Raw genomic sequence first — 25,102 nt, 5'->3', positions numbered from 1 at the left:
GCATAGATCTTTCCCGACTCACTCTATACAATAAGTCTACACCCGGATTTGATATAATTTGGTGCAACGCCGCGTAGGTTGGGTTGAAGAATGAAACCCAACACCAGTAACGCTTTGTTGGGTTTCCCTACCGCTCAACCCAACAAACGTTTTTAGGTGTGCCACCCCAGTAGTGGACCGACACAGCTAATTTGGTGCAACGCCGCGTAGGTTGGGTTGAAGAATGAAACCCAACACCAGTAACGCTTTGTTGGGTTTCCCTACCGCTCAACCCAACAAACGTTTTTAGGTGTGCCACCCCAGTAGTGGACCGACACAGCTAATTTGGTGCAACGCCGCGTAGGTTGGGTTGAAGAATGAAACCCAACACCAGTAACGCTTTGTTGGGTTTCCCTACCGCTCAACCCAACAAACGTTTTTAGGTGTGCCACCCCAGTAGGGTGCGTTAGGGACGGAAAGCCTCTGATTTTATGCCTCTGAGCGCCTGAACCCGTCCCGTAACGCACCACCCACTCGCTGGCCTTACGCACCCTACGCAACTGTTACCAGAGATAAGTAGGTAAAAAAATAAACCCAGCCATCAGAACTTTTTCCAGCAAAAATTGACTGGGCTTTACATCTCACAGGGTGAATAATTATGCCTACCTACTTAGAGATATTTGCTTGGTTTGATTAAGCAATCTAGATTAAGCAATCTCTAAGTGATACTTAGATAATTCCCGAAAATTATCTGGAAGTAACAGTAAGGTAGAATGGAGAATGAAGAATGTAGAATTAAGAATGGAGAATTGAGAAGGCACAAGGCAAAAGGCAAAAGGCAGAAGGCAGCAGGCAGCAGGCAGTTGTCAATGGGGTTTTGTAGCTCAACCAATTGACAACTGCTATCGGGTTTAGCGGCAGGGGCGAGAAAACAGGCGGCATCGCTACTCCCAGATCTGCTGTTCTTTTATCCGCTGTTGCCTAAAACCAAGTACCTCACCCCATTGATAAATACTGTAAAATTAGAGTAGTTAAATTACTACGCCCGAACCAAGACTTATGCGTGACCTAGAACAACTAACAAAAGATATTCAAGAACTACCAGAAGACGCTCAAAAAATTATTGCCGATATCATGGGTGCATCTCCTAAAAGCTGTTTGACACGGTGGTGCGTTACGGGGCGGCCTGTCCAAACCCTGACTACGAGGCGAAAAATGAAGGCCCCCCTGAAGCACCACTAGGAAAATTTTCAAAACTGAGATGCACCCGATATCATTGACGTCTTCAAAAAACAGTGTTCAAAAAACAGTATGTAACGAAAGAACCGGTATCTCTTCACCCTCTACAATTAGACAATCAACCCTTTATTGGTATGGGTTGTGATCGACAAGATACTCAAAATAGTAGCGAATGGGTGAGAATAATTCGACAACATAATTGGCTTAAATAAAAACGAAATTATCCATTTATCTCAGAACTCAATCTATTGAAATATCCATAACATTGATGGTAAACTATTGCCTATTGCTAGCATGCCTATTGCCTACTCCCTACTCCCTACTCCCTACTCCCTACTCCCTCTTCCCTACTTCCACCACCGCCTAACATCTTCAACTGCTACCACCGTTTCTCTTAGGGCTTCAATACCCCCAAGGTGGATAATTAAAGGAGCTAATTGAGGAAGATTCTTAAGAAAATCCGCACGTTTTAGACTAGCTAAACTATTAAGAATTTGTTGCCAAAGAGGAAAATCAACCGAGGAAGGAGTTAAGTTCTTGATCAAGCCGTGTAAGGCATCGGCTCGGTTGGATTCGTATCTAATGGCTCTAGCGCAATCTAAAGCTTCTGGCAACACATCGGGTAAGTAGAAGTAGGGGGCTAAGGCTTCTAAGGCTCTGGCTCGGGAGTTTTCATACTTAATCCTTCTGGCGCAATCTAAGGCTTGGGATAACAACACATCGGGTAAGTGGGGGGCTAAGCCGATTAAGGCATCAACTCGGTCTTGATCTCGGTCGGATTTATCTTCAAGAGTTGTGATGCAATCTAAGGCTTCTGGTAACACTTGGGGTAAGTGGGGGGCTAAGTCGATTAAGGCTCTGTCTTGCTCGTATTCATCCCCAAGGGTTGTGATGCAATCTAAATTTTCAGCCAAGCTATTGAGGGATGTGATAATCAGAGCATACCGACACTGTAAACTAATCGATTTTGTGGGATTTTATGTAAAATTATCTGCTGCTATTGCCCAAGCTCTCGATACATCCTTGATAAAATTAGCAGTTTTTCCCTGTCTCTCACACTGCCAATACCAACCGTTATCTCCTGCTGGCGTTTCTTCTTTCAGGAGTTAATGAATTTCATTAATTTTTTTTGCTTTCTCTAGATGCCAGATTAAGTGGTTATAGATATAACCATCATCGGGTAAGGTATGCCATAATCCCTTTTCGGTCTTAGTTTGATAACGTTCTAATAATTGTTGATGGGCTTCGGTAATAGATAATCCTAGCTCTGATTGTACCAGACGAAGGGCTAAATCATGTAATAAGTCATGGAGGCGATAGTTAGTTTCTGGTGTAGTAGATAACCCTGGTAGTAATAACGCTTTTTGTCGTAAGTATCTTAAGGTATCTTTGGCTTCAACTAAATTACAATCCCATAAGGTAGTCGCCATGGTTTCAGTAATGGTAACATCCTCCGCCAGTATCCCTAACCAAGCAAAGTTTTTCAATCTATCGTCGTCGAATAATCCCTTTAAACTGAGATTAAAGGAAGCCACTAGACTGTAGTTTTTGCGCTTAGCGTCACTTGGCTCTTCCTCTGCTTTCAATCGATCTAAAGCTTCTACACCAACAATTAAATCTTCTAACTCACCAAGTAACTCCTGCCAAGAGATGCCATCTCTAACTTGGGCAGCAGCTAATTCTAATGCTAGGGGTAAGTAGCCGACGGTTTTGGCTAAGGTTTCAGCATATTCCAGTTCTTGAGCAGTTAACTCATTGTTGAAACAAGCGGTTAATAACTCCAAGGATTGCTTTGGAGTCATCACATCTAAATCATAGGAAATCGCATCTTTAATCTGGGCTTCTCTGGTAGTCACTAAAACCCGACAGCCATCCCCTGCTACTCGAAATGGTTCAACATGGTCAGGATGCCAAACATCATCGACAACTAGCAAAGCTTTCTTATCGGATAATAATTTTCTTAGTTGTAAAGAAGCGCTATCAATATTAATCGCTTTAAAGTCATAATATCCTAATTGCTGTATCCAGCTACTTAGAAAGGATAAGATATCAGGTTGCTGACCTAAGGTTGCCCAAAAAATCCCATCATGAAAATGAGATTGAACTTCTGAATCATGGGCTAAAGCAGCAGTAATGGTGGATTTACCAATGCCTCCTAAACCATAGATGGCACTAACAACTAACGTGCCAGCTTTTGCTGTTTCTTGGGATAAAAGGATTTGTTTTAGTGGTTCGCTTACTTCCGGGCGTTCGACATAATAAGGAGGTAGTGGGGGAGCTTGATTCAATCGAGTTTGGTTATTCATATTCTCAATGTTGTAATTTTCACCAGTAGCTTGGTGGGATTCCAAGGCTTTGGTAATCTAGGGAGCAGGGAGCAGGGAGCAGGGAGCAGGGAGTCAGTAGTCGGGAGTAGAAATTCACCCTTAATTAATAAGTTAGGAGAAATTCGTTAGGATTCTCCCTATCCGGATTTAGGCAGCCTAGTAAAGTCTAAATTAACTGAACTTTATCAATGGTCAGTTAGGCAATGGTCGCTGACGAAATTGCTCTCGCTCAACTACTGTAAATTTACCTTCAAATTCTAATCCTTCAACCTGTAACAACATTAACAATTTTTCGGCAGGTTCGATGGGGTTTAGGGGTTGATAGCGTAGATAAATCACACCTGATGGTGGTTTTAGACCCAATCGATAAATCAATTCACCATAATCACGATCAAAGGTTAAAATAACTCGTTGATCAGACACTGCCCAAGCCAATACCTCAGTATCTTCAATTCCTGGTGACTCTTCGGTAATTGATAAGATATCATAACCGGCTTTTCGCAACCTTTTGACACTGGGAAGTGGAAAGTTTTCATTTGCTAGAAGTCTCACTACCTTGCCTCAGCCATCGGTGCCAATGTATAGATAACTTCATCTTGCATACATTCAACAGTAAAAGCAAAGATTGCTCGAATTGATTCTCTAGTTAGTGTTGGATAGCTTTCCAATATCTGTAACTCTGTCCAACCAGCAGCAAACAAGCCTAAAATAAACTCAACGGATAAACGAGTACCTTTAACTACTGGCTTCCCTAATAAAATGTTGGGATTGGAATGAATGTATTCTCTCCAATTCATGATGATTAGTTGTTTACTTAGATTTATGGTTAATCTAGTTTATAGCATTTATCCAAAAATTAGGTGTCGTCAAGGATTTCATTAAGCTCCTTAACTTGATTGGTAGCAATATCTGCTTCTGATCTGGCAATAAGCTTGTCTAGCTTTCCAGATTTTAGGTCAGATTCTAGCTGCTGGTCCCACCTATTATCGCGCATCATCTAAATAATTTTGTAAGCGGGCTGCCAGCTCTATAATCTCGCTGTTCGGTAATTGTCGAATAGCTGTTTCGATTTCATCAAGGGTTAACATAACTAGTCTGTAAATGATGATTGATACTATCCTATAGCATTTTGAGTTTAAATGTAAACATAGGATTGATGTAAAAAGGGAGTAGGGAGTAGGGAGTAGTAAAAGGGAACAGGTAACAGGGAACAGGAAACAAAAATTATTACAATTAATTTACGATTGCTATAACCCAAAAAAACTAGCTAAATCCTACACAAATTTGAGTATAAATCCTGTTTAAGATTTTATTTGTAAATAAATGTAAAAACTTTTAATTGCCCCTTGCTTTTTTTCGAGTAGTTATGTATAGTATAGAAAGTGACGACCGATACTAATAACCGCGCTGGTCATAACCATTAATCCACACCAGCGCGGTTTTCCTCCCACCTAAATAGGAGTTACTTCTATGATGCCAAAAATATCACGATCATTAATTCTGGCTTTTCTATCAGCTAGAAGCCTATTCCACATGTCACAGGCTAGAAGCCTATTCCACATGTCACAGGCTAGAAGCCTATTCCACGGTACTTGAGCTAATTTTGAAGAAAAACTGAATGCTTACCTCAAATCCCTCTAAAGACTCAAGTCAAATCTTGCTTTAACTAGAGAAAATAAAATATAATAATTGTTTGATCAAAAACTGCCAGCATCCAGAACAGGAGTCTACCACCGGTGGTTATAGAAATCCCCAAAAGCACTTACGAAGCCAAAACTCAGGAAATTGCCAGAGAACTTCTAGCCGCAACTCGGGAGAAAGGTTCCTTTCTTGCCCAAATGCGAGACCAAATGCGGTGGGATGATAAGTTACTAGCCTGGGCAATGAGTAATCCAGGACTACGGGTGCAGCTATTTCGCTTCATCGATACCCTACCGGCACTGCGTAGCCAAACGGAAGTTGCTCGTCACTTTCAAGAATACCTAGGGGATGAGTCAGTAGAACTGCCTGCTGCCCTGAAGGGAATGCTCAATTTCACCAATCCCGACTCCATACCAGGACAACTGGCAGCGAAAACCATATCTGCTGCTGTAGCCACCCTAGCCCAAAAGTATATTGCTGGGGAAAATCTCAACCAGGCCCTTAAAACCATTAAACGCCTGCGAAACCAGAAGATGGCATTTACCCTAGACTTATTGGGAGAAGCCGTAATTACAGAATCGGAAGCTCATTCTTATCTAGACCGCTATCTACAACTGATCGAACAACTCACTGAGGCAGCAAAACAGTGGTCTAAGGTAGAGGAAATTGACGTTGCTGATGGTAAATCCTTGCCATTAGTCCAAGTATCGGTTAAACTGACAGCATTCTACTCTCAATTTGATTCTCTTGATCCTCAGGGTAGCCAAGAACGGGTGTGCGATCGCATCCGCAAATTGCTCCGCCGTGCCAAAGAATTGGGGGCGGCGGTTCATTTTGATATGGAGCAGTATGAGTACAAAGACATTACTTTCTCCATACTCAAAGACTTGTTAATGGAAGAAGAGTTTCGCTCACGCACCGATATCGGTGTTACCATGCAAGCCTATCTGCGAGACTCGGAACAAGATTGTCAAGACTTGATTGCCTGGGCAAAACAGCGGGGTAATCCAGTAACGGTACGCTTGGTCAAAGGAGCCTATTGGGACCAAGAGACGATAACAGCACTGCAAAACCATTGGCCCCAACCAGTATATAACCAGAAAGCCGCCACAGATGCCAATTTTGAGCGTATCACCCAACTGCTGCTAGAAAACCACGAGTATGTTTATAGCGCTATTGGTTCCCATAACGTGCGCTCTCAAGCTTATGCGATCGCAATTGCTGAAAATCTCAATATCCCCCGTCGCTGCTTTGAGATGCAAGTCCTCTACGGCATGGGAGACCAACTAGCCAAAGCCTTAGTCAATCACGGTCATCGGGTCAGGGTTTATGCACCCTATGGAGAGCTACTACCAGGAATGGCTTACCTGATTCGGCGGCTATTGGAAAATACCGCAAATAGTTCCTTCCTACGACAAAGCTTAGAAGATAGACCCGTAGAGGAATTGATTGCACCACCAAAAGCGTTGCAGGAACAGTTGAATGTTGGCACGTTGAATGTTGAAAGTTCTGAAGCGTTGCAGGTTGGCAAGTTGAATAACGAACCGTTGCAGGTTGGCAAGTTGAAAGTTGAAAGTTCACAACCTGCTAACCTTCAACCCTCTAACCTTCAACCCTCTAACCTTCAACCCTCTAACCTTCAACCTTCCAACCTTCAACCTGCTAACCTTCAACCTGCTAACCTTCAACCTTCAAACCTTAAACCTTCAAACCTTAAACCTTCTAACCCATTCACCAATGCTGCCAATACAGACTATGCTCAGCTAGAAGCCAGAGAAAAAGCTAAACAAGCCTTACTTACTGTTCGCCAACAACTAGGTAAGACCTATTTACCCTTAATCAATGGGGAATATCAGCCTACAACAGACACAGTAGATTCTGTTAATCCCTCTAACCCTAGGGTCGTGATCGGGAAAATTGGATTAATTTCTGTAGAACAAGCAGAATTAGCAATCGAGAAAGCTAAAGCAGTATTTCCCAGTTGGCGACGTACACCAGTAAGCGAACGTGCTGGTATTTTACGTAAAGCAGGAGACTTGATCGAACAACGCCGTGCTGAATTATCAGCCTTGGTCTGTCTGGAAGTTGGGAAACCATTACGGGAAGCGGATGCAGAAGTCTCCGAAGCGATTGACTTCTGTCATTACTACGCATCAGAGATGGAACGGCTAAGGGATGGATATAACTACGACATTGCTGGAGAAACCAATCGCTATGTCTATCAACCCCGAGGTATTGCCCTAGTAATTTCTCCTTGGAACTTCCCCATGGCCATTACTACAGGAATGACTGTAGCAGCCCTAGTGGCTGGGAATTGTACTCTACTCAAACCCGCAGAAAACTCCTCAGTGATTGCCGGGAAAATAGCTGAAATTTTAGTAGAAGCCGGGATACCCAAAGGAGTATTTCAATTCGTTCCAGGCAAAGGCTCAACCGTCGGTGCCCATATGGTCAAGCATCCCGATGTCCATCTAATTGCCTTTACCGGTTCCCAAGAAGTCGGTTGTCGTATCTACGCCGATGCCGCCATTGTGCAACCAGGTCAAAAACATCTCAAGCGAGTCATTGCGGAGATGGGAGGTAAGAATGGCATTATCGTAGATGAAAGTGCTGACCTCGACCAAGCTGTAGCTGGAGTCGTCAAATCAGCATTTGGTTACAGTGGTCAAAAGTGTTCCGCTTGCTCCCGAGTAATTGTGTTAGAGCCAGTGTATGAAAGCTTCCTAAAACGGTTAGTGGAAGCAACGCGATCGCTTAACATTGGGCCAGCAGAAGCACCCAGTACCCAGGTCGGTCCAGTGATAGATGCTACTGCACGCGATCGCATTCGGGAGTACGTTGAAAAAGGACGTCAGGAAGCTAACGTAGCATTAGAAATGCCAGCACCTGAGACCGGATACTTTATTGGTCCAGTTATCTTTAAAGATATCTCCCCCAAGGCCACCATTGCCCAAGAAGAAATCTTTGGTCCAGTAGTAGCAGTAATGGCCGCAAAGAATTTCCAAGAAGCCCTTGATATAGCCAACAGTACCAACTATGGGCTCACCGGAGGCTTATATTCTCGCACTCCATCCCATATAGAACAAGCCTCAGCCGAGCTTGAGGTCGGTAATCTATATATCAACCGCAATATTACCGGTGCCATTGTATCACGGCAACCGTTTGGTGGGTTCAAGATGTCTGGAGTAGGGTCAAAAGCAGGAGGTCCCGATTATCTAGTCCAATTCCTCGAACCCCGTACTATTACTGAAAATATCCAGCGACAAGGCTTTGCCCCCATTGAAGGAATGGAATAGTTTCTAGGTAAGCTATCAGCGTGTCGCGTATCAGCTATCAGCTAATGCTTCACAGGCTAGAAGCCTGTGCCACGCTACTTGAGGTGCTATCAGCTTATGTGCGTCACAGCGTCGTTCGCACAGCGTGGCCAAACGCGCCCCGCGTGGCCTAAAGGCCAAGGCCAAAGCCTGTGCCACAAAGCTGATAGACTTTTCTCGAGACTTTCAATTCTCATTAATTTATCAATATTAAATTCTCCCAAATGAAGTTTATTTTAAGCTGACCGCTGACCGCTGACCGCTGACCGCTTACTTATGAACTTAGTAGGAAATTCCTCGATATCGCTTTTTAGACTTTTTTCGAACAAACCCTTTATCATCGGTCGTTAACTCCGATTCCGGTAACTGGATTAACATAGCTTCCACTTCATAGACAATCCCTCGATATTTTTTTTTAAACACCCGTTTACCAGATTGCTTAGTAATTTGCTGACCACTAGGATTCAGGTCGCCCTCAGCTTTTGGTGTATTAGAACTCTTGCAAAAGTAATTTTCTGATAGTGTTTGCGTCAAATCTTCTCCACTGTTCCCTGTTCCCTGTTCCCTGTTTCCGACTTCTGCAAGAAGTGTATTGTTCTGGTCACTGACTGCTGTCTCAGAAACCACTTTCTCCTTGCAAAAGTAATTTTCTGATAGTGTTTGCGTCAAATCTTCTCCACTGTTCCCTGTTCCCTGTTCCCTGTTCCCGACTTCTGCAAGAAGTGTATTGTTCTGGTCACTGACTGCTGTCTCAGAAACCACTTTCTCCTGATCGAGATTACCAGTAGGTACTTTTGGAGTTGCAGGGGAATCAGATTCTGTCGAATTGTGCCAGTCTCCGGGGTTTTGAGTTATGATTGGAGTTTCTGAAGATGTTTCAGATTTTGACAGTGAATCAGGTAAATCTGATACAGGGAGTTGGTTATGATTTGTGGTTGGTTCACCATCAAGAGTGTCAGTAACTCTCCCTTCCGGTTGGGGGCTATTGATTGGTGAAGCAGAAGCTTCATCGGTTAAACTCACCCCTTGTTGCTCAATCCAAACCGTCAGATAATGCGGATTTTCTAAAACTAAATACAGAGGCCGAAATTCCTCAGAGATTTCGCAACTACAAAGCTTTAATGATTTTTGATAAGCATTTGGAGAAATATCAAAACCTCTAGTGAATATTTTATTTTGGAAAATAATTGTAGATTCATCGAGCCACTGAATCTCTTGATTAATCTTTTCTCGATCAATTATTAACATTTGGGTAGTTTACCCCCTACTTGATCTATTTTTGGAAATAGCTGGTGAGATTGTGGCAATTTTGCTCTGGAAGTGTCAACAGAAAAATGTAGTCAATTGCGTCGCAGATTTGGCTACATCCTTGACCCAATATACTTAAAATTTATCTCATTAATGCTGGGATTTTGGGCATCGAGCTGGAGTCTTGCCCAGTCAATTAACGGTTTCACGCCTATGTGGGTAAAGATCAAGTATTTAGGATGGACTAAATCTGGTATACCAATCTATCACAAATAAATTTAATTGTCAACCATAAAATGTAGCTAGTTTTACAATTAACCCAACCTTCCTTGTCTCCTCTTGCAGAAATCCCTACATTTCTGTCTTGGTAATTGGGGCTCTAATCACTATATACTCCGTTCAAATAATTAGTTAAGCAAGTACACAAAACTTTTCCCACTTCCGACTTCCCACTTCTGACTTGCCTACTCCCTACTGCCGCGCAACCCAGGACGAAAGTCCCTCAACCATCTGATTTTCTACAATCAAACTTATAGCATTCGCCAGGGCAGTTAGGACATGAAAAAAGTCTCAAACCTAAATAAGCGCAAGAGTTTGACTTCTGACTTCTGACTTCTGACTTCTGACTTCTGCTATAGACGGTTTTTGAGCCAATTCGTGAGGGAGATAACTGTGATTTCGGTAGCTGGCTCAAGACATGTTGCTCCTGGTAATAAATCCCTCGATATTACTTTTTAGACAGCCGTTTAAGAGATTGCTTAGTAATTTCCTGAAACCTAGGATGCAGGTGGAACTCAGATTCCGGAATCTCTTGCTCCTGATTGAGATTACCAGTAGCTAATTTTGGAGTTGCCGGGGAATAAGATTCTGTGTGATTGTACCAGTATCCAAGGTTTTCAGTAACTATCGAAGCTTCGGAAGCTGAAATATCTTCGGGGAGTGAATCAGGTAAAACTTCCCTAGGAAACTGGTTAGGATTTCTGGATTGTTCACCATCAAAATATCTGGGATTTTCCCCTTTAGCTCTAGCTGCCATTAGTGGTAACGAATCAGTGGATTTAGGTTGAGCACTATTTATTGGTGAACTATAAACTTTGTTAGCTAAACTTACCTCTTCTTGCTCAATCCAAATTGTCAAATAATGCCGATGTTCTACAAGCAAATACAAAGACGAATATTCATCAGATATTTGGGAACGACAAAACTTGAATGCTTTTTGATAAGCCTTTGGGAAAATATCAAACCATTTAGTGAATAGTTTATTCTGGAAAATAATTTTAGATTTATCCAGCAATTCAATTTTTTGAGTGGTTGCTTCTTTATTAATGAGAAACATAACATTGTTTAATTGCTTGACTTGAGTAAACCTGAACTATTGCGTTTCCTAGTAAGCTTGAGGTAAATATAAATTTTATTTATTGCTTCCTGCTCCCTAATCCCTGCTCCCTAAAACTAAAGAGGAAAGTACCTCACCCGATGGAGAACTGCTATAGGGTTTCTAAAGGTGCGCTTGACCCATTAAGAATTAAATTAGCCAAGGTCAAGCGCACCTTGTATTGATGCAGTCGCTCATGGGAGAAACCCCCTTTTGCGGCGCTGCATCGCTAAGTAACTTATGGGCTGAAATTATTACCCAGTAATGATTTTAGCTTGCCGGTTACCCCCCCAGAGGCTCTAGTTAATCATAAATTATAATGGCATCAATTATAATAATGGTATCAATTATAGTATTTTTAAGATAAATTACTGAGGAATACGCGAATTCTCTTAAGAAGATACCCTGATAACAAGTATTTATTTATACAAGTCTGTTAGTATTATTCTTGATTTATCCGTTATTGTTTATGAAATCAATGATAGATATCAGTATCATTACGGTAGTGATATCACCTTTAAGAGAAGTCGTCGTATTAAATTAATTTTGACTAGATAAATTACAAATTATAAAACTAGCAAGTTAAACACAACTAATAGTATTTATATCCAGGTACTTAGTCACTCACAAATTTCCTTAGAATTACTGTAGTGACTTAGCAAGCCTTTAATCAAGAAGACACCCTACCTATGAAAAGCAAGCACTTCATCAATCTTCACAAAGCACTTACTGCGCCAGTAGTGCTGGGATTAATGGTTTTCTATCATAATTTCAACCTTGGCCCATGGGTTTACCTAGCCCTCCATGGTACCTATGGGGTGATGTGGCTACTCAAAGACCGTATCTATCCAGACAAGCAGTGGGAGGAAGAAATGCCCATTGGCATGGGAATTCTTACCTTCGGAATACTAATGCTCTATTGGGTTGCTCCCTTTATTCTGATCAGCAGTGGTTCTGAGCCTCCCTTACCCCTGGTCGCTGCTGCTATTTCCATTAATGTCATGGGAGTCTTTCTACACTATGCCAGTGATGCCCAGAAATACTATACTCTCAAGTATCGTTCTGGATTAATCACAGAAGGATTCTTTGCTCGCTGTCGAAACACAAACTACTTGGGAGAAATCCTGATCTACTCTGGTTTTGTCATGCTAGCTCAGCACTGGCTACCCTTTTTGATTTTAGCAGCTTTTATCGCAGGTATCTTTATTCCCAATATGCTCAAAAAAGATAAGTCTCTCTCTCGTTATCCAGAGTTTGCTGACTACAACGCTAATTCTGGACTACTACTACCACAGCTATTTTTAGCTACTACTTCCAGTGCAAACGATCCAGATTTTGCACAAAAAACGAGGTAGTCACAAATTATAGTATTTTTCAATTCGGTGAAGTACAAAGCCCTGGGTTGAGCGGGAGTAGGGAGTAGGGAGTAGGCTGACTGCCTGACACATCTTGGAAAATGGCAGTCATCAAGGGGTGCAGTGCTTCGAGCGAATACGAGTAAACCAGATTCGGTCGTAGTAATGCTGCCAGACCCGGTTTACAACAAGCCCTATCCATCGCCCGAACTGGAGATGTACTGGTGGTGTGGCGTTTAGACCGGTTGGGACGCTCACTCAAAGATTTGATTGAGATGGTCAAAACCCTGTCTAACAGAGGCATCGAGCTACAAAGCCTCACAGAAGCCATTGCCACTGACTCCAGTAGTGGTAAACTGATTTTCCATGCTCATATTGAAAACGACTGGATTTAATTCTATGATGCCCTCAAGCCTGGAAGCAAGTTTTGACTAAGCTTAGTTAATTACCAGAAAAGGAGATTTTGTCACGTAATGTTGCAGATTCTTGACTCTACCCTAAGAGAAGGAGAACAAACTCCTGGTTTTTATTTTTACCCTGAAACCAAGTTATTAATTGCTCAACTTTTAGATCGAATTGGTATTGATATTATTGAAGTAGGAAATCCTGCTGTTGGCCCTGAAATTTGTGAAGCTGTAGCCTTGGTTTCTAATGCGGGATTGAATGCTAAGATTGGTGCTCACTCTCTTTGTCGCATCGATCATGTTCAAAAAGCATTAGATTGTAAAATCGATTTTTTGGGTATCTTCCTGAGTGTTGCCAATCACCGTTTAGAGCGTGACTACCAAATTACAATCGAAAATGCCATTGAGCAAGTGGTGGAAGTTATTAGCTATGCCAAAGCACAAAACCCAAACCTATTAATTCGCTATACACCAGAAGATACGACACGTACCTCAATCGAACAAGTTATTGAAGTAGCAAGCGCTGCGGTACAAGCAGGCGCAGATATTATTAGCATCGCAGACACAACAGGATATGCTACTCCATTTAAGAACGATCGCAGTTACTCGTATTTTGTCAAAACTTTGAAGGAAAAACTAGCTGGACAACAGCTATATCCTAAAATTGCTGTTCATTGTCACAATGATAGAGGTTTAGCACTGGCTAATGCTCTTGATGCTTACCAGGCTGGAGCAGACATTATCGATGTAACTGTGATGGGGTTAGGAGAACGTGCTGGTATTGTTGATTTAGCAACATTGTTGGTCAATTTGGGCGAGATGGTTGAATCAGAATTGCCTTGGGAGTTTAACTATCTTAAGGATCTATACCATATTGTGAGTGAATATTCCCATATTTCAATTCCGCCTATTTTACCCATTATGGGAAAAAATGCGTTCACTCACTATGCTGGGGTTCACGTCAAAGCAATTGCTAAAGATCCGATGCTTTACCAAAGTTTAGCTCTTGCTAGTTTGACAAACAAAAATAACTTAGCTTTAGGAATGCAATCGGGCAGAGCTTCAGTTGAGTTAGCTCTGGAACAAATTGGTCAAGAGGGATTGAGCAATAATAGGGTTTTAATGAATTGCATTCTCAAGGAGGTTAAAGTGCTGGCTAAACGAGGGACTGGTATTGATATTGACAACGAATTGCCCCACATAGTTAATCAATGTTTGGCTTTTGATAATTGTGAATAATCTTCTCACTTTGAGTGAAGAATGCTTAGGTCTATAACAGTTTACTAATAATGCCGTTAAACCAAAAACAAACTGAGTCTATAGAGTCTATAGAGTTGAGCTCTGGGATTAGATACGGATTATCAGCGGTTGATGGCTGGCTGCCGCTTGTTGAACAGCCCTTGTTTATTTTAGTTGGGTTGACGGGAGTCGGTAAAAGTACACTTATCAATGCTTTATCCGATACAGAGCTAAACTTTACGCTGTTTCCTAATCGTCGTACTTTAACTGATAAATTTATTATTCCGACGGTGATGCAGATCGATGGAGCAGAAAAAGAAGATGATATTACCTGCCGTGTTACACGCTTCTCCTATACCCGTCGCTATAAGCAACTTTTTCCTGAGGGAATAGTCCATATTTTGAGCAAATTACAGATTAATCCGTCTCAAGTTTGCTTTCCGCTACTTTTTGATGGTTTGCGAGGAAAGCAGGAGGTAAAATACGCAATCAAAATTCTACCAAAAGCTCAGTTTTTAGTTTTGGAAGCTCCTAACTATGTCCGATTGGAACGCCTGTTAACTCGTAGGGATTTGTTTGATCGCATTGCGCAATCTAGCCCAATAAAATATAATTACAATGAAAATAAAATTAGTAGTTTTTCTGAATTAGGGATACCACAGGATACCCATCTTTTTGCCCATGAACAAACACAAGAGATCCTAGCCAAAGTGAATAAAGGTTACTTTTCCATAAATGACTTACGAGATTGCTTAAAGATTATAGTTGCAGAAAAATGCAACTATAATCCATACGAAACTAGATCCATTTTAGAAGATTTAGCCCCAAGTCGAACTCTGTTCATTAATACAACTAGCTATGCTCCTCACTTGATTGCACAAGAGGTTCAGAGTTTTCTCTCGTCTGGTTGAGGGTATCATCAAGCTAGAGCATCGGTTAAGAAACCGGGTTGCTGAGAATACTGAACCGGCGGGTCTTGGCGTCGGAGGAGAGCGAAAGTTCGTAGGAGAAGAAACTTGGTCAAACAATTTAAGGACTATTTCTCGAAGCAAGCAGATAATTATGCAAACTATAGACCTCATTATCCAGAAGCTTTATTCGAGTATTTAGCTACTCAAGTCACCGAATGTAAAGCTGCTTGGGATTGTGCAACTGGTAATGGTCAAGTAGCCTTGGGATTAACATCTCATTTTCATAAAATTTATGCTACAGATGCTAGCGAAAAGCAAATTAGTTATGCATTTCATCATGATAAGATTAAATATTCTTTGGCAGTTGCAGAAAAAGTTGGGCTAGCGAATAAATCTATAGATTTAATAACTGTTGCAGAAGCAGTTCATTGGTTTAATCTGGAACAATTTTATCAGGAAGTTCAGCGGATTTCTAAGCCTGGAGGAATTATTGCTATCTGGGGATACTGGTATTTTCATTTGCTCCGAGAAGAAGAACATTTGAAGCAAATGTTGAGAGATTTTTTGACTACTGTCTTTGACCAGTTTGGAGCTGAAGAAATAAAAATACTTATTCAAAAGTATCAAACCATTCCTTTCCCTTTTGCTGAGTTAAAAACACCTCTTTTCACAATGGAATGCCAATGGAACATGGAAGAATTCCTTGGATATTTGAATAGTGTGTCTGCTGTTCAAAAAATGATTTCTGTTCAATCCCACGAACCAATGTTAGAATTCTCCAAGCGTCTAGTCAAGGCTTGGGGCGATCCCGAGAGGAAAATTTTATTTCAATGGCCATTACACATGAGAGTTGGTCGAATAAATTAAAATTTCTGTCGGTGCCCGATAAATATTAGAGTTGTTGGGAAATAAGTGCGATCGCATACTCCTCACCCCGCTTAACAATATCCCAACTGGGACAATCTGACTTGTACTGCTCATAGGGATAAACCAATCCCAAGTGAACAAGACGGCTTTGAACTAAACCGCCGCTGTTCCACACCTCAGCAACAGAACGACCATAACGGTCGGTTGTGATGATGCTGACTGCCTGACACATCTTGGAAAATGGCAGTCATCAAGGGGTGCAGTGCTTCGAGGGAATACGAGTAAACCAGATTCGGTCGTAGTAATGCGGATCAGCCTTCAAAGAAGCAAAGCTTGGTTGCGGGTCGCGGGGTAACTTGAACACAGGGGTTAACCATTGGCGTCCAATGTTCGTGAACCCCCTTGAGCCAGCGTAGACCTATTTTGAGATAACTGATACCTCGCCGCCAATGGGGATTGACCTTTGGTCACGCTGCGCGAACAACTTCTTGACGCAAGCGGTGCAAGTTGTACGGCCATACAAAGAGTAGTGCTGTTTTGGAGAGCTACAGCTCCTAGTCCGAGTGCGGGCATAAGCTGAGCTTTTAAAGATCCCGTTCTTGTAGGCTTTCGAGCACTTCTGTCAGGCAGTCAGGGGAGTAGGGAGTAGGGATTAAATACAAAAAACCATTAACCTAACACCTTTCTATCTAAAATACTGGTGAATGGAATCCCAACCATCAATTTAAGATATGACGAAACCATCTAAGCAGTATTTTTACCTAAGATGGCGATTTTTAATTATCGTCCTTTTACTGCTAGGAATCTTCTTCCGCTGCTTCAATCTAAACCATAAAATCTACTGGCACGATGAGGTTTATACCTCAATTCGGAGTTCTGGCTACACCGGAGATGAAGTAATTAAGGAAGTTTTTGATGGTAGGGTGATTGGTGTTGAAGACTTACAAAAGTATCAGCATCCTAATCCAGAAAAAGACTTAGGTGATACTATTAATGCCTTAACTACAAACCCAGAACATCCACCCCTCTATTATTTAATGGCCCGGTTTTGGCGGCAGCTATTTGGTGCTGCTGTCAATAACCCTAGGGGTTTATCTGTTCTGTTTAGCCTGCTGGTTTTTCCAGCTATCTATTGGCTGTGCTTAGAATTATTTGAATCCCCTTTAGTGGCATGGGTAGCTGTGGCCCTTTTAGCGGTATCTCCCTTTCATGTGCTCTACGCTCAAGAAGCACGGGAATATAGTCTATGGACATTGACTATTATCTTATCTTGTGCATCTCTGTTGCGAGCTATCTGCAAAACTAAGGATAGTATAAAAGTAACAAGCTACATCTGGTCATGGGTAATCTATGCTATCACCTTGGCACTTAGTCTTTACACCTTTCTCTTTTCTATATTTGTTGCCATTGGACATGGAATTTATGTCTTTATTATAGAACGGTTTCGCTTTAATAAAACTATTTTTGCTTATTTGATAGCATCTGGTGCAGGGTTTCTAGCCTTTTCCCCTTGGTTAGTTGTGGTGGTTATTAACTTAGCTATCATTCAGCATAAAACCCATTGGACAACTATTCAAGTTCCTTTATCATTTTTGGTAAAAATCTGGGGGATAAACCTTAGTTTAATATTTTTTGATATTGGAATACCACTGGAGCATCCATTTACCTATATAATCCCACCAATTTTAGTGAGTTTTGTGGGATATGCAATTTATTTTATTTGTCGTTATACTAACCAGCGAGTTTGGTTACTGGTTTTAACATTAATCCTTATTACTGCATTAAGCTTAATCTTACCAGACTTAATTTGGGGAGGACGACGTTCAGTAAGTAGTCGGTATTTCCTACCTTGTTATATAGGAGTGCAGCTGGCTGTTGCTTATGTAATTAGTATGTATATAACTGGGTATCTATCCAGGGCTACTTTAATAAAGGCTAATTTAAGAACACAGAAGGTCTGGAAAGGAATAGTAGCTGTGCTGCTTACAGGGGGAGTTATCTCTTGTGCTATTAGTTCCCAAACAGAAATCTGGTGGAACAAGCAAGTTGGGGGTAACAATCCTACCATCGCTAGGATTATTAATCAAGCTGAGCGACCTCTGGTAATTAGCAATGTTTCTTCCGTGAATCCTGGGGATGTGATTTCTCTTAGTTATTTATTAAATCCTCAGGTAAAATTTCAGTTAGTCATTCCCCCTACTATTCCCGATATTCCTCAAGGGTTTAGTGATGTGTTTCTATTTTATCCATCTGATCATTTGCAACAAGGACTTGAGGAAAAGTATAGTACTAAAATAGAGTGGTTTGATGAGTCGAGTGTCAAGCCCCTCGGTAAGTTAAGGCTTTAAGTATAGGGGTTTTAAATTAGGTGAGGTACAAATCTTTCTTTGGGTTTTAGGGAACAGGGAACAGGGAACAGGCAACAGGCAACAGGCAACAGGCAACAGGCAACAGGCAAGAGAGAAGAGGGAACTTTCCATCAGGGAAGAGATACAAAATCATGTTTAAATCATTAGGATATAAACCGCTATATTATAATTTAAGCAGTTAATAATTGGAATAAATAAATGGATGATTTGACTATTAAAGTTGTTGAATATACTGAACGATTATCAGAAATTAAGTTAATCAGGGTGCAGGTTTTTCAGGTTGAACAAGGGGTAGCAGCGGATTTAGAGTTTGATGGTAAGGATGAAATAGCTAAGCATTTATTAGCCTATTGGAATAATCAGCCAGTAGGAACAACTAGGGTAAGATATCTAGATGATAAAACAGCTAAAATAGAACGGTTAGCCGTCTTATCTGATGCTAGAGGTAAGGGCATTGGAAAACAGTTGATGATTAAAGCATTAGAGTTAGCTGAGCAAGCTGGAATTAAGGTAGTGGTAGTTCATGCTCAAGAGCATGTGAAAGGGCTTTATGAAAAGTTAGGTTTTGAAGTAGTGGGAGATTCCTTTGAGGAGGCTGGTATTGTTCATGTGAAGATGATAAAGAAGTTAATAGGATTGATTTAAAAAGGTAACAATAAATAGGTAATAGCTATGCATCCCTACTCCCTACTCCCTAAAACCCTAGACTAAATGACTTCATCCAATTGAAAACTGCTATATTTGTAAATAGTCTATTGAATCAGATTTGCGGTAGGGATAAACGCGATCGCTACCCGCTGATTGAGAGCGCGAGCGATTTTTGGCAACATCGAAAGGGAATGTCCCTCATAATCAGCATCTTCCAGCCTTGCAATCACAGGCTGCTTTGTACCCACAAGTTCTGCAAGCTGTTTCTGGGTTAACCCCGCTTTTGTTCTGGCTTCATAAATCAACTGTGCCACCTCTGCATTAAGAGAAGCTTCTGCTATCATTTCCTCCATCTCGGGGTCGGTACGAGTCTTCTTGTTAAGAATTTTAATCGCATCAGAAGTCTTAGTCATTTTCTTCCTCCTCTACATAGGTATGAACATCTGGGTTTTGTTCAAATAAACTCTTTCTCAAGATTACCCGTTCAATATCAATTTACTCAATCACTACAGGTAAGATTGTTGTAGCTAATTCATCTGAGCACTTAGCAATCACCACTATGAAAAGACGCTTGAGAGATCCAGTAATTTTAGGACTAATTTGGCTAGGGAGTGGATTTTGCGATCGCATTTGGTTTGCCCTAGATCACTCTGTCCCAGCTTGGGACCAGGCGGATTATTTGACTGGTTCGTTGAATTACTGGCAGGCGTTGCAGCATCCTCAGTGGTTCTCTGGGGAGTGGTGGAGCAGTTTTTGGGCAATTTCGTCAAAAGTCCCGCCATTGACTTATATTATTGCCGCAATGCTTCAGCAGCTGTTTGGAACCGGACCAGAGCTAGCTACGATAGCGCTAGTTTTATGTAGTGGAGTGTTAATTGCTTCAGTTTATGGATTAGGGCTGGTATTATTTAACCGCCGGGTAGGGTTATGGGCTGCTGGTTTAGTCATGTTGTTACCAGGACTATATCGCTACCGTTTAGAATTTTTGCTGGATTATCCATTAAGCACAGTAGTCAGTTTGTGTTTTTGGTCTCTGACAGTGTGGTGGAGTTTGGGGAGGGCCAAAACACCCTTATCGCGAACCACAGTAAGACAAGGATGGTTGTGGGGGTTGGGGTTTGGGCTTTGTTTAGGATTAGCGTTGCTAGTTAAGCAAACCGCCTTATTTTTTCTATTCGTGCCAATCGCTTGGGCTGGGGTAAGGGTTCTGTGGCAGAGACAATGGCAAAGGTTAGCTCAATTAATCGGGGGTTTGCTGGTATCAGTTTTGCTATTTGGTCCATGGTACCGGATTAATTGGTTGTTGATATTGACCTCTGGCAAGCGAGCAACCATTGATTCCGCGATCGCAGAAGGAGACCCAGCCCTCAATACCCTTGACGCCTGGGTTTACTACTGGAAAATCTTACCTTACCTGATCTCTTGGCCGCTGTTGTTAATACCGATAGTAGGACTATTAATTTATGGGCTCAAGTATGGGCTCAAGCAATCTCCTATCGCAAAACAGAACAATCTGCCATCCCCCCATCCCCCCATCTGGTCACTAACCTGGCTAGGGGTCTTCATAGTGGGTGGTTATCTATTGTGTTCATTGAATATTAATAAAGATGCTCGCTATATCTTGCCATTAGTTCCAGTGCTATCACTGTTTCTGGCTTATGGCTTAACCTGCTGGACTAATCGTTGGGGTAAACCGATGCGTTGGACCACGGTAGGGTTAGCAACTGTACTGATGATGTTGAATCTATTTCCATTAGGAGGTAGGGGATTGACTCAATTACTTAGTCCCCGTGTACAACATTTTCCCTACTTAGGACAGCCATGGCCTCATCCGAAGGTAATTGCTGAAATCATCAAGACTCAACCTTACTTGCGCTCTAACTTAGGAGTATTACCATCAACCCCAGACATTAACCAACACAACTTCAATTACTATGGTGCATTAGCCAATTTCCAAGTATACGGGCGTCAAGTGGGAACCCAAGCCAAACAAGTGAAACAGGATATGCGATCGCTTTCTTGGTTCCTCACTAAAACTGGTGCCCAAGGGTCAATCCCAGAATCCCAAGCAGCTATTGTTCAGGCAGTTGAGCAAGGGACAGAATTTGACCTACACCAGACTTGGGAGTTACCCGATGCTAGCCAACTGAAACTGTATCACAAGCGGCAGCCACCAATAGCCGTAAAACCATTATCGATAAAGCCTGTGGGTGACCAATCATCCATAAAACCCACTAGTTTAGATGGCAATACTTCCCTGAGCACTACTGTCACTTCAAGTTCCAGAGTTAAATTAGACAAAGTCACCGTACCAGAAACATCTCCTGCTGGAGTACCTATACCAGTAACTTATCAGTGGACTGGTTCTTGGGAGCAATTACAATCTGGCATCGTTATCCTAACCTGGCAACCGGTAGATTTGTTCGGGAAGCGTGGCCTTTTGGCCAAGGTTGGTAAGTTGAAGGTTAACAAGTTGAAGGTTAACAAGTTGAAGGTTAACAAGTTGAAGGTTGGCCAGTTGTTCGCGAAGGGTGGCCTTTTGGCCAAGGTTGAAGGTTTAACGGAAACTAACCTACAACCTAACAACCTTCAACCTTCCACCGAAACTAACCTTGGCCTATTGGCCACGCTACGCGAACAACCTTCAACCCAAACTAACCTTGGCCTATTGGCCACGCTACGCGAACAACCTTCAACCCAAACTAACCTTGGCCTATTGGCCACGCTACGCGAACAACCTTCCACCGAAACTAACCTGCAACCTTCCACCGAAACTAACCTGCAACCTTTAACCCACCGATGGTTACACGACCATGGTATTGCCATGGGAGAACTACACTCTTCCCAATTACCACCTGCCAATTCCCAATTTCAAGTCATTGAACGGATGGCGATGTTTCCCCCAGCAGATATCCCAGCTGGAAGCTATACTCTAAAAGCAACTTACCTCAATCGACAAACTGGGGAAACCTATGGGATACAAGTACCAACCGTTACCTTGACCATCGATCCAGCAACTACCCCCATACCTGCACCAGAACTAGATTTAATCACCCAAATGCGGATATTATCCACTAATTTACCTAAAGGACTCAATGGCCTAGAACCGGTTTTTGAAGAAACTGCCCGGATTAACCAGTACGATCCGATTCAGGAGTACTTAGAACAAGCAGATTTAGCCTTAAGCTATCGGCTGGAATCGGAATCGAATAACCTAGACTTGGCCTATGCTCTGGCCTTGAGTAGGGTATTGCAGCAAGATGTAGAAGGTGCGATCGCAGCATTAAAGCGAGTCACCCAACTTGACCCCCAAAATCCCTATGCTCACGCTTATCTTGCCTTCGTCTATCTCTATGATTGGGATGGAAAAGATGGAGAAAATGCCCTAAAACCTGCCCTTAAAATCAACCCGACTATTCCCGAACTACAAGCCCTATCTGGTATAGCTGCCTTGATGCAAGGTAATGTGTTCAAAGCTTGGAGTGTTATTCAGGGATTAGAACTTTAAAGCGATGGCCTTTTGGCCTTTTGGCCACGCTACGCGAACGGCCACGCTACGCGATCGCTAATATTATTTCATTGTGAATAAATTGTGAATCAATGGCTCAAAAGGACTATTTCTTTTTAGTCTTCGTGTTCTTTGCGTATTTGTCGTTAGTCATACCAATTTCCCATCCCGATCGCTTAATATTTATCATCAAATTTACTATATTTATTTGAAAATTTTCAGTATTTTTATTGAGGTAATTTACTTCAATTTTATATTTAATTTAATTAAAGCATATAAAAAACTAGGTTATTTGATGTTTTTCAAACTAACCTGCCCATAGATTTTAAGATATTAAAATTAACAATTTTATGAAAACAAACTTCAAAAACAAACAACCTATTGATTTACTCAAACTGACACAAAACCTATCACTAGCCATCCTAGGGTCTGTTTTGAGTTTTGCCGCGATTGAAGTTGCTAACCCAGCACGCTCTGACGCTTTTGTAATTTTTAACCGGTCTGGTAGCACACTCGAAGGTGGCTCCCGATGGGATGCAGCTCCAAGGACTATCCATGGAAGAGAGCGTTCCCTGGAGGGCGGATTGCGATACTCACTACAGGGCGGTTCCTATCAAGCTTACCGGGATTTATTCACCTGGGATATTGTTCCTAGTGTCAATGAGTTTCAAAATGCCATTGAGGCTGCTTTCAACGCCTGGACTGTAGTTGATCCAGTATCTGGTTTAGGTACCGATTTGTCATTTGTAGCAGATTTAGAGACACCAGTAGTAGGTACCGGTAGAGGAGGCGTTAACCGATATGGTGCCGAAATTGACCTGTTTGCCTCGACAGATGCCATTTTCTGGAATCCTGGAAATACTTCACCCCAAGGTGAATCGTTTTTCTATTACATCAACGATACCGTAACTCTCACCTCTGGAACGGAAAATTACACAGGTTCAAGCGCCATTATCGGAGCAGATATCACCTTCAACAATAATGCCGGAACAGTATATACCCTCGACTTTTTCAGGCGATTGTTGACCCACGAGATCGGTCATGCCATTGGATTGGGAGATATCGAGGGAGACATCAGTGCTAATAGATTTATCGACGACAACTATGATGGCAGTACTAGCGCCACAGCTAATGTAACATTAAGCAACCCGATCGCCCAACTAATCGATCCCCTCAATCCAGCCGCTTCGCCATTTTCATTGTTTACAGTTCCAGATCAGGATCCGGGTGTTGACACCCCAGGCGTAGATATTCTGATGGAATCCCGGGGACTAGGCATAGCTCCAGGCAACCCAGTCACTAACCTTAGCCCATTGGTTAATGATGACTACGCTGGTCGCCAGTTCCTGTATCCAGTGTTCTCTGAGCCTAGCGCCTCTGAGGCTAGTGTTAATGAACCTACTGCTACATTAGGTTTACTAGCCCTTGGTATGATAGCTACACGTTTGAGTACTCAAAGAAAAAAAGGAAGCAACAGAGAGTAGATACAGCTACCAGATCAGCTATTTATACTAAGTTGCGGTCAAAGGTACAACTTTCTCTTCCGCCAATCTCCCAATCTCCCCATCTCCCAATCTCCCTATCTCCCAATCTCCCAATCTCCCCATCTCCCAATCTCCCAATCTCCCCATCTCCCCATCTCCCCATCTCCCAATCTCCCCATCTCCCCATCTCCCTATCCAACTAATCTACTCTCTTTGAATGCAACTCGGTATTAAACGAAATAGACAGACACAGACACAGGTAGTGGTGCTGAAGTCCTACCTTTTCCCAAAAAAATCTAGACTTCAAGGGTTTCTTTCGGATATAATCAGAAGCTGGTGCTTTTAGGCATAAGCAAAAACCATGAATGCTCAAGAAATCATTCGTTCCCTTGAAGCGGAACAACTTAAGGAAAACGTCCCTACCATCTACGTCGGTGACACCGTGCGGGTGGGGGTACGGATTAAAGAAGGTAATAAGGAACGGGTTCAACCCTATGAAGGCACTGTGATTGCCATGCGCAATGGTGGCATAAATGAAACGATTACAGTACGCCGGATTTTCCAAGGGATTGGTGTGGAACGGGTTTTTCTACTCCATTCTCCAAAAATTGCTAATATAAAAGTAATCCGTCGAGGCAAGGTGCGTCGAGCCAAGCTATACTACTTACGCGATCGCGTTGGTAAGGCTACTCGCATCAAACAACGCTTTGACCGTAGTTTATAAACTTTTTCTGGCCTAGCATCAAGTTGGTTGGTGTAAATGCCAAAATTAGGGTAAACTAGATCAAGCGAGAGGTTGACCTCTACCTCTCTAATCCATCTGCGTCCTTAGTTCAGTTGGTAGAACGCAGGTCTCCAAAACCTGATGTCGGGGGTTCGAGTCCTCCAGGGCGCGCTCAAAATTGGTAGAATACAAAAGTTAGGTGCGCTCTTACTTGGCGAATTAAATTCTCCAGGGGTCGCACCTGTGCTATGCCAGGGTTTACCTGAGCAAATCCACTGGGATTCCTTCAGTTGAGGAGGCTGAGTAGAACAGTTTGACTCAACCATCAGGAATAGTGGATTTTTGTGGCGGGAGCCCTACCAGCTAGACTATCCCCGATACAAGGAACAGGAAATTGAGATAGGTGCGCTCTTACTTGGCGAATTAAATTGGCCACGGGTCGCACCTCCAGTAAAGCCGACTTGTGTCAT

Annotated in this window: 22 protein-coding genes, 1 tRNA gene and 1 pseudogene; 12 read left to right on the top strand and 12 right to left on the bottom strand. The window is 42.2% G+C overall.

Annotated elements, in window-relative coordinates; genetic code table 11:
- Positions 1 to 1,565: 1,565 nt before the first annotated feature.
- The 6 genes from BJP37_RS42770 to BJP37_RS43775 form a co-directional block, all read right to left on the bottom strand.
- Positions 1,566 to 2,132: a hypothetical protein gene (locus BJP37_RS42770; RefSeq protein WP_075901814.1), complete on the bottom strand. Its 567-nt coding sequence runs from the start codon at positions 2,130 to 2,132 to the stop codon at positions 1,566 to 1,568.
- A 192-nt stretch (positions 2,133 to 2,324) separates the two neighbouring features.
- Entirely contained in the window at positions 2,325 to 3,524 is a 1,200-nt protein-coding gene (locus BJP37_RS42765; RefSeq protein ID WP_075901812.1) for an NB-ARC domain-containing protein, read from the bottom strand.
- Positions 3,525 to 3,737: 213 nt separating this feature from the next.
- Complete coding sequence (locus BJP37_RS21450) at positions 3,738 to 4,097, bottom strand: DUF5615 family PIN-like protein (RefSeq protein ID WP_075901810.1); 360 nt, start codon at positions 4,095 to 4,097, stop codon at positions 3,738 to 3,740.
- Positions 4,097 to 4,342 carry a DUF433 domain-containing protein gene (locus BJP37_RS21445; protein ID WP_075901808.1) on the bottom strand — a complete coding sequence of 82 codons (246 nt, stop codon included), beginning with the start codon at positions 4,340 to 4,342 and terminating at the stop codon, positions 4,097 to 4,099. Before BJP37_RS21445 ends, BJP37_RS21450 begins: the two co-directional genes overlap by 1 nt.
- 59 nt (positions 4,343 to 4,401) lie before the next feature.
- Positions 4,402 to 4,542, bottom strand: a complete 141-nt coding sequence (locus BJP37_RS41420; RefSeq protein WP_198954139.1) for a hypothetical protein — start codon at positions 4,540 to 4,542, stop codon at positions 4,402 to 4,404.
- Between the two features lie 138 nt (positions 4,543 to 4,680).
- Positions 4,681 to 4,803, bottom strand: a complete 123-nt coding sequence (locus BJP37_RS43775) for a hypothetical protein (protein WP_269087040.1) — start codon at positions 4,801 to 4,803, stop codon at positions 4,681 to 4,683.
- 478 nt (positions 4,804 to 5,281) lie between these two features.
- Here BJP37_RS43775 and pruA point away from each other — a divergent pair, with 478 nt between their 5' ends.
- A complete protein-coding gene (gene pruA, locus BJP37_RS21435) occupies positions 5,282 to 8,482 on the top strand; it encodes an L-glutamate gamma-semialdehyde dehydrogenase (RefSeq protein ID WP_075901806.1) in 3,201 nt (1,066 codons plus the stop codon).
- Between the two features lie 300 nt (positions 8,483 to 8,782).
- Here pruA and BJP37_RS41415 read toward each other — a convergent pair whose 3' ends face one another.
- Positions 8,783 to 9,748, bottom strand: coding sequence for a hypothetical protein (locus tag BJP37_RS41415; RefSeq protein ID WP_075901804.1), 966 nt, complete (start codon positions 9,746 to 9,748; stop codon positions 8,783 to 8,785).
- Positions 9,749 to 10,475: 727 nt separating this feature from the next.
- Positions 10,476 to 11,084, bottom strand: a complete 609-nt coding sequence (locus BJP37_RS21425) for a hypothetical protein (protein ID WP_075901802.1) — start codon at positions 11,082 to 11,084, stop codon at positions 10,476 to 10,478.
- Between the two features lie 728 nt (positions 11,085 to 11,812).
- On the opposite strand from BJP37_RS21425, the gene BJP37_RS21420 reads away from it, so the two are divergent.
- Positions 11,813 to 12,478, top strand: coding sequence for a DUF1295 domain-containing protein (locus BJP37_RS21420; protein WP_075901800.1), 666 nt, complete (start codon positions 11,813 to 11,815; stop codon positions 12,476 to 12,478).
- A 19-nt stretch (positions 12,479 to 12,497) separates the two neighbouring features.
- On the opposite strand, the gene BJP37_RS41410 is transcribed toward BJP37_RS21420, so the two are convergent.
- A complete protein-coding gene (locus tag BJP37_RS41410) occupies positions 12,498 to 12,680 on the bottom strand; it encodes a hypothetical protein (RefSeq protein ID WP_143727725.1) in 183 nt (60 codons plus the stop codon).
- Here BJP37_RS41410 and BJP37_RS21415 point away from each other — a divergent pair.
- From BJP37_RS21415 to BJP37_RS21400, 4 genes and pseudogenes are all read left to right on the top strand, one after another.
- A pseudogene (locus tag BJP37_RS21415) lies at positions 12,640 to 12,846 on the top strand (recombinase family protein); the annotation flags it as partial. The gene BJP37_RS41410 and the pseudogene BJP37_RS21415 overlap by 41 nt on opposite strands.
- 105 nt (positions 12,847 to 12,951) lie before the next feature.
- Complete coding sequence (locus tag BJP37_RS21410) at positions 12,952 to 14,121, top strand: LeuA family protein (protein WP_075901798.1); 1,170 nt, start codon at positions 12,952 to 12,954, stop codon at positions 14,119 to 14,121.
- Positions 14,122 to 14,171: 50 nt separating this feature from the next.
- Positions 14,172 to 15,032, top strand: coding sequence for an AAA family ATPase (locus BJP37_RS21405; protein ID WP_075901796.1), 861 nt, complete (start codon positions 14,172 to 14,174; stop codon positions 15,030 to 15,032).
- Between the two features lie 105 nt (positions 15,033 to 15,137).
- Positions 15,138 to 15,899 (top strand): class I SAM-dependent methyltransferase, encoded by a 762-nt coding sequence (locus BJP37_RS21400; protein ID WP_075901794.1) that lies wholly within the window; start codon positions 15,138 to 15,140, stop codon positions 15,897 to 15,899.
- 25 nt (positions 15,900 to 15,924) lie between these two features.
- Here BJP37_RS21400 and BJP37_RS21395 read toward each other — a convergent pair whose 3' ends face one another.
- Entirely contained in the window at positions 15,925 to 16,131 is a 207-nt protein-coding gene (locus BJP37_RS21395; RefSeq protein WP_075901792.1) for a thermonuclease family protein, read from the bottom strand.
- A 499-nt stretch (positions 16,132 to 16,630) separates the two neighbouring features.
- Here BJP37_RS21395 and BJP37_RS21390 point away from each other — a divergent pair, with 499 nt between their 5' ends.
- Positions 16,631 to 18,247 (top strand): glycosyltransferase family 39 protein, encoded by a 1,617-nt coding sequence (locus BJP37_RS21390; protein ID WP_075901790.1) that lies wholly within the window; start codon positions 16,631 to 16,633, stop codon positions 18,245 to 18,247.
- 219 nt (positions 18,248 to 18,466) lie between these two features.
- Complete coding sequence (locus BJP37_RS21385; protein ID WP_075901788.1) at positions 18,467 to 18,913, top strand: GNAT family N-acetyltransferase; 447 nt, start codon at positions 18,467 to 18,469, stop codon at positions 18,911 to 18,913.
- 107 nt (positions 18,914 to 19,020) lie between these two features.
- Here BJP37_RS21385 and BJP37_RS21380 read toward each other — a convergent pair whose 3' ends face one another.
- Positions 19,021 to 19,329, bottom strand: a complete 309-nt coding sequence (locus BJP37_RS21380) for a helix-turn-helix domain-containing protein (protein WP_075901786.1) — start codon at positions 19,327 to 19,329, stop codon at positions 19,021 to 19,023.
- Positions 19,330 to 19,475: 146 nt separating this feature from the next.
- On the opposite strand from BJP37_RS21380, the gene BJP37_RS21375 reads away from it, so the two are divergent.
- Together BJP37_RS21375 and BJP37_RS21370 are read left to right on the top strand one after the other, a co-directional pair.
- On the top strand, positions 19,476 to 22,424 hold the full coding sequence (locus tag BJP37_RS21375) for a phospholipid carrier-dependent glycosyltransferase (RefSeq protein WP_075901784.1): 2,949 nt from the start codon (positions 19,476 to 19,478) through the stop codon (positions 22,422 to 22,424).
- 350 nt (positions 22,425 to 22,774) lie between these two features.
- Positions 22,775 to 23,908 carry a zinc metalloprotease gene (locus BJP37_RS21370; RefSeq protein ID WP_075901782.1) on the top strand — a complete coding sequence of 378 codons (1,134 nt, stop codon included), beginning with the start codon at positions 22,775 to 22,777 and terminating at the stop codon, positions 23,906 to 23,908.
- A gap of 22 nt (positions 23,909 to 23,930) precedes the next feature.
- Here the strand turns inward: BJP37_RS21370 and BJP37_RS41405 are convergent, their stop codons facing one another.
- Positions 23,931 to 24,095, bottom strand: coding sequence for a hypothetical protein (locus BJP37_RS41405; RefSeq protein ID WP_198954358.1), 165 nt, complete (start codon positions 24,093 to 24,095; stop codon positions 23,931 to 23,933).
- Positions 24,096 to 24,269: 174 nt separating this feature from the next.
- Here BJP37_RS41405 and rplS point away from each other — a divergent pair, with 174 nt between their 5' ends.
- Positions 24,270 to 24,632 (top strand): 50S ribosomal protein L19, encoded by a 363-nt coding sequence (rplS, locus tag BJP37_RS21365; protein ID WP_075901780.1) that lies wholly within the window; start codon positions 24,270 to 24,272, stop codon positions 24,630 to 24,632.
- 98 nt (positions 24,633 to 24,730) lie between these two features.
- Positions 24,731 to 24,803 (top strand) — tRNA-Trp (locus BJP37_RS21360).
- Positions 24,804 to 25,102 lie beyond the last annotated feature (299 nt).

The organism is Moorena bouillonii PNG, assembly GCF_001942495.1.
Taxonomy (GTDB): domain Bacteria; phylum Cyanobacteriota; class Cyanobacteriia; order Cyanobacteriales; family Coleofasciculaceae; genus Moorena; species Moorena bouillonii.
The sequence above is the reverse complement of the archived record's forward strand: the minus strand, read 5'-3'. Positions and strand labels throughout refer to the sequence as shown.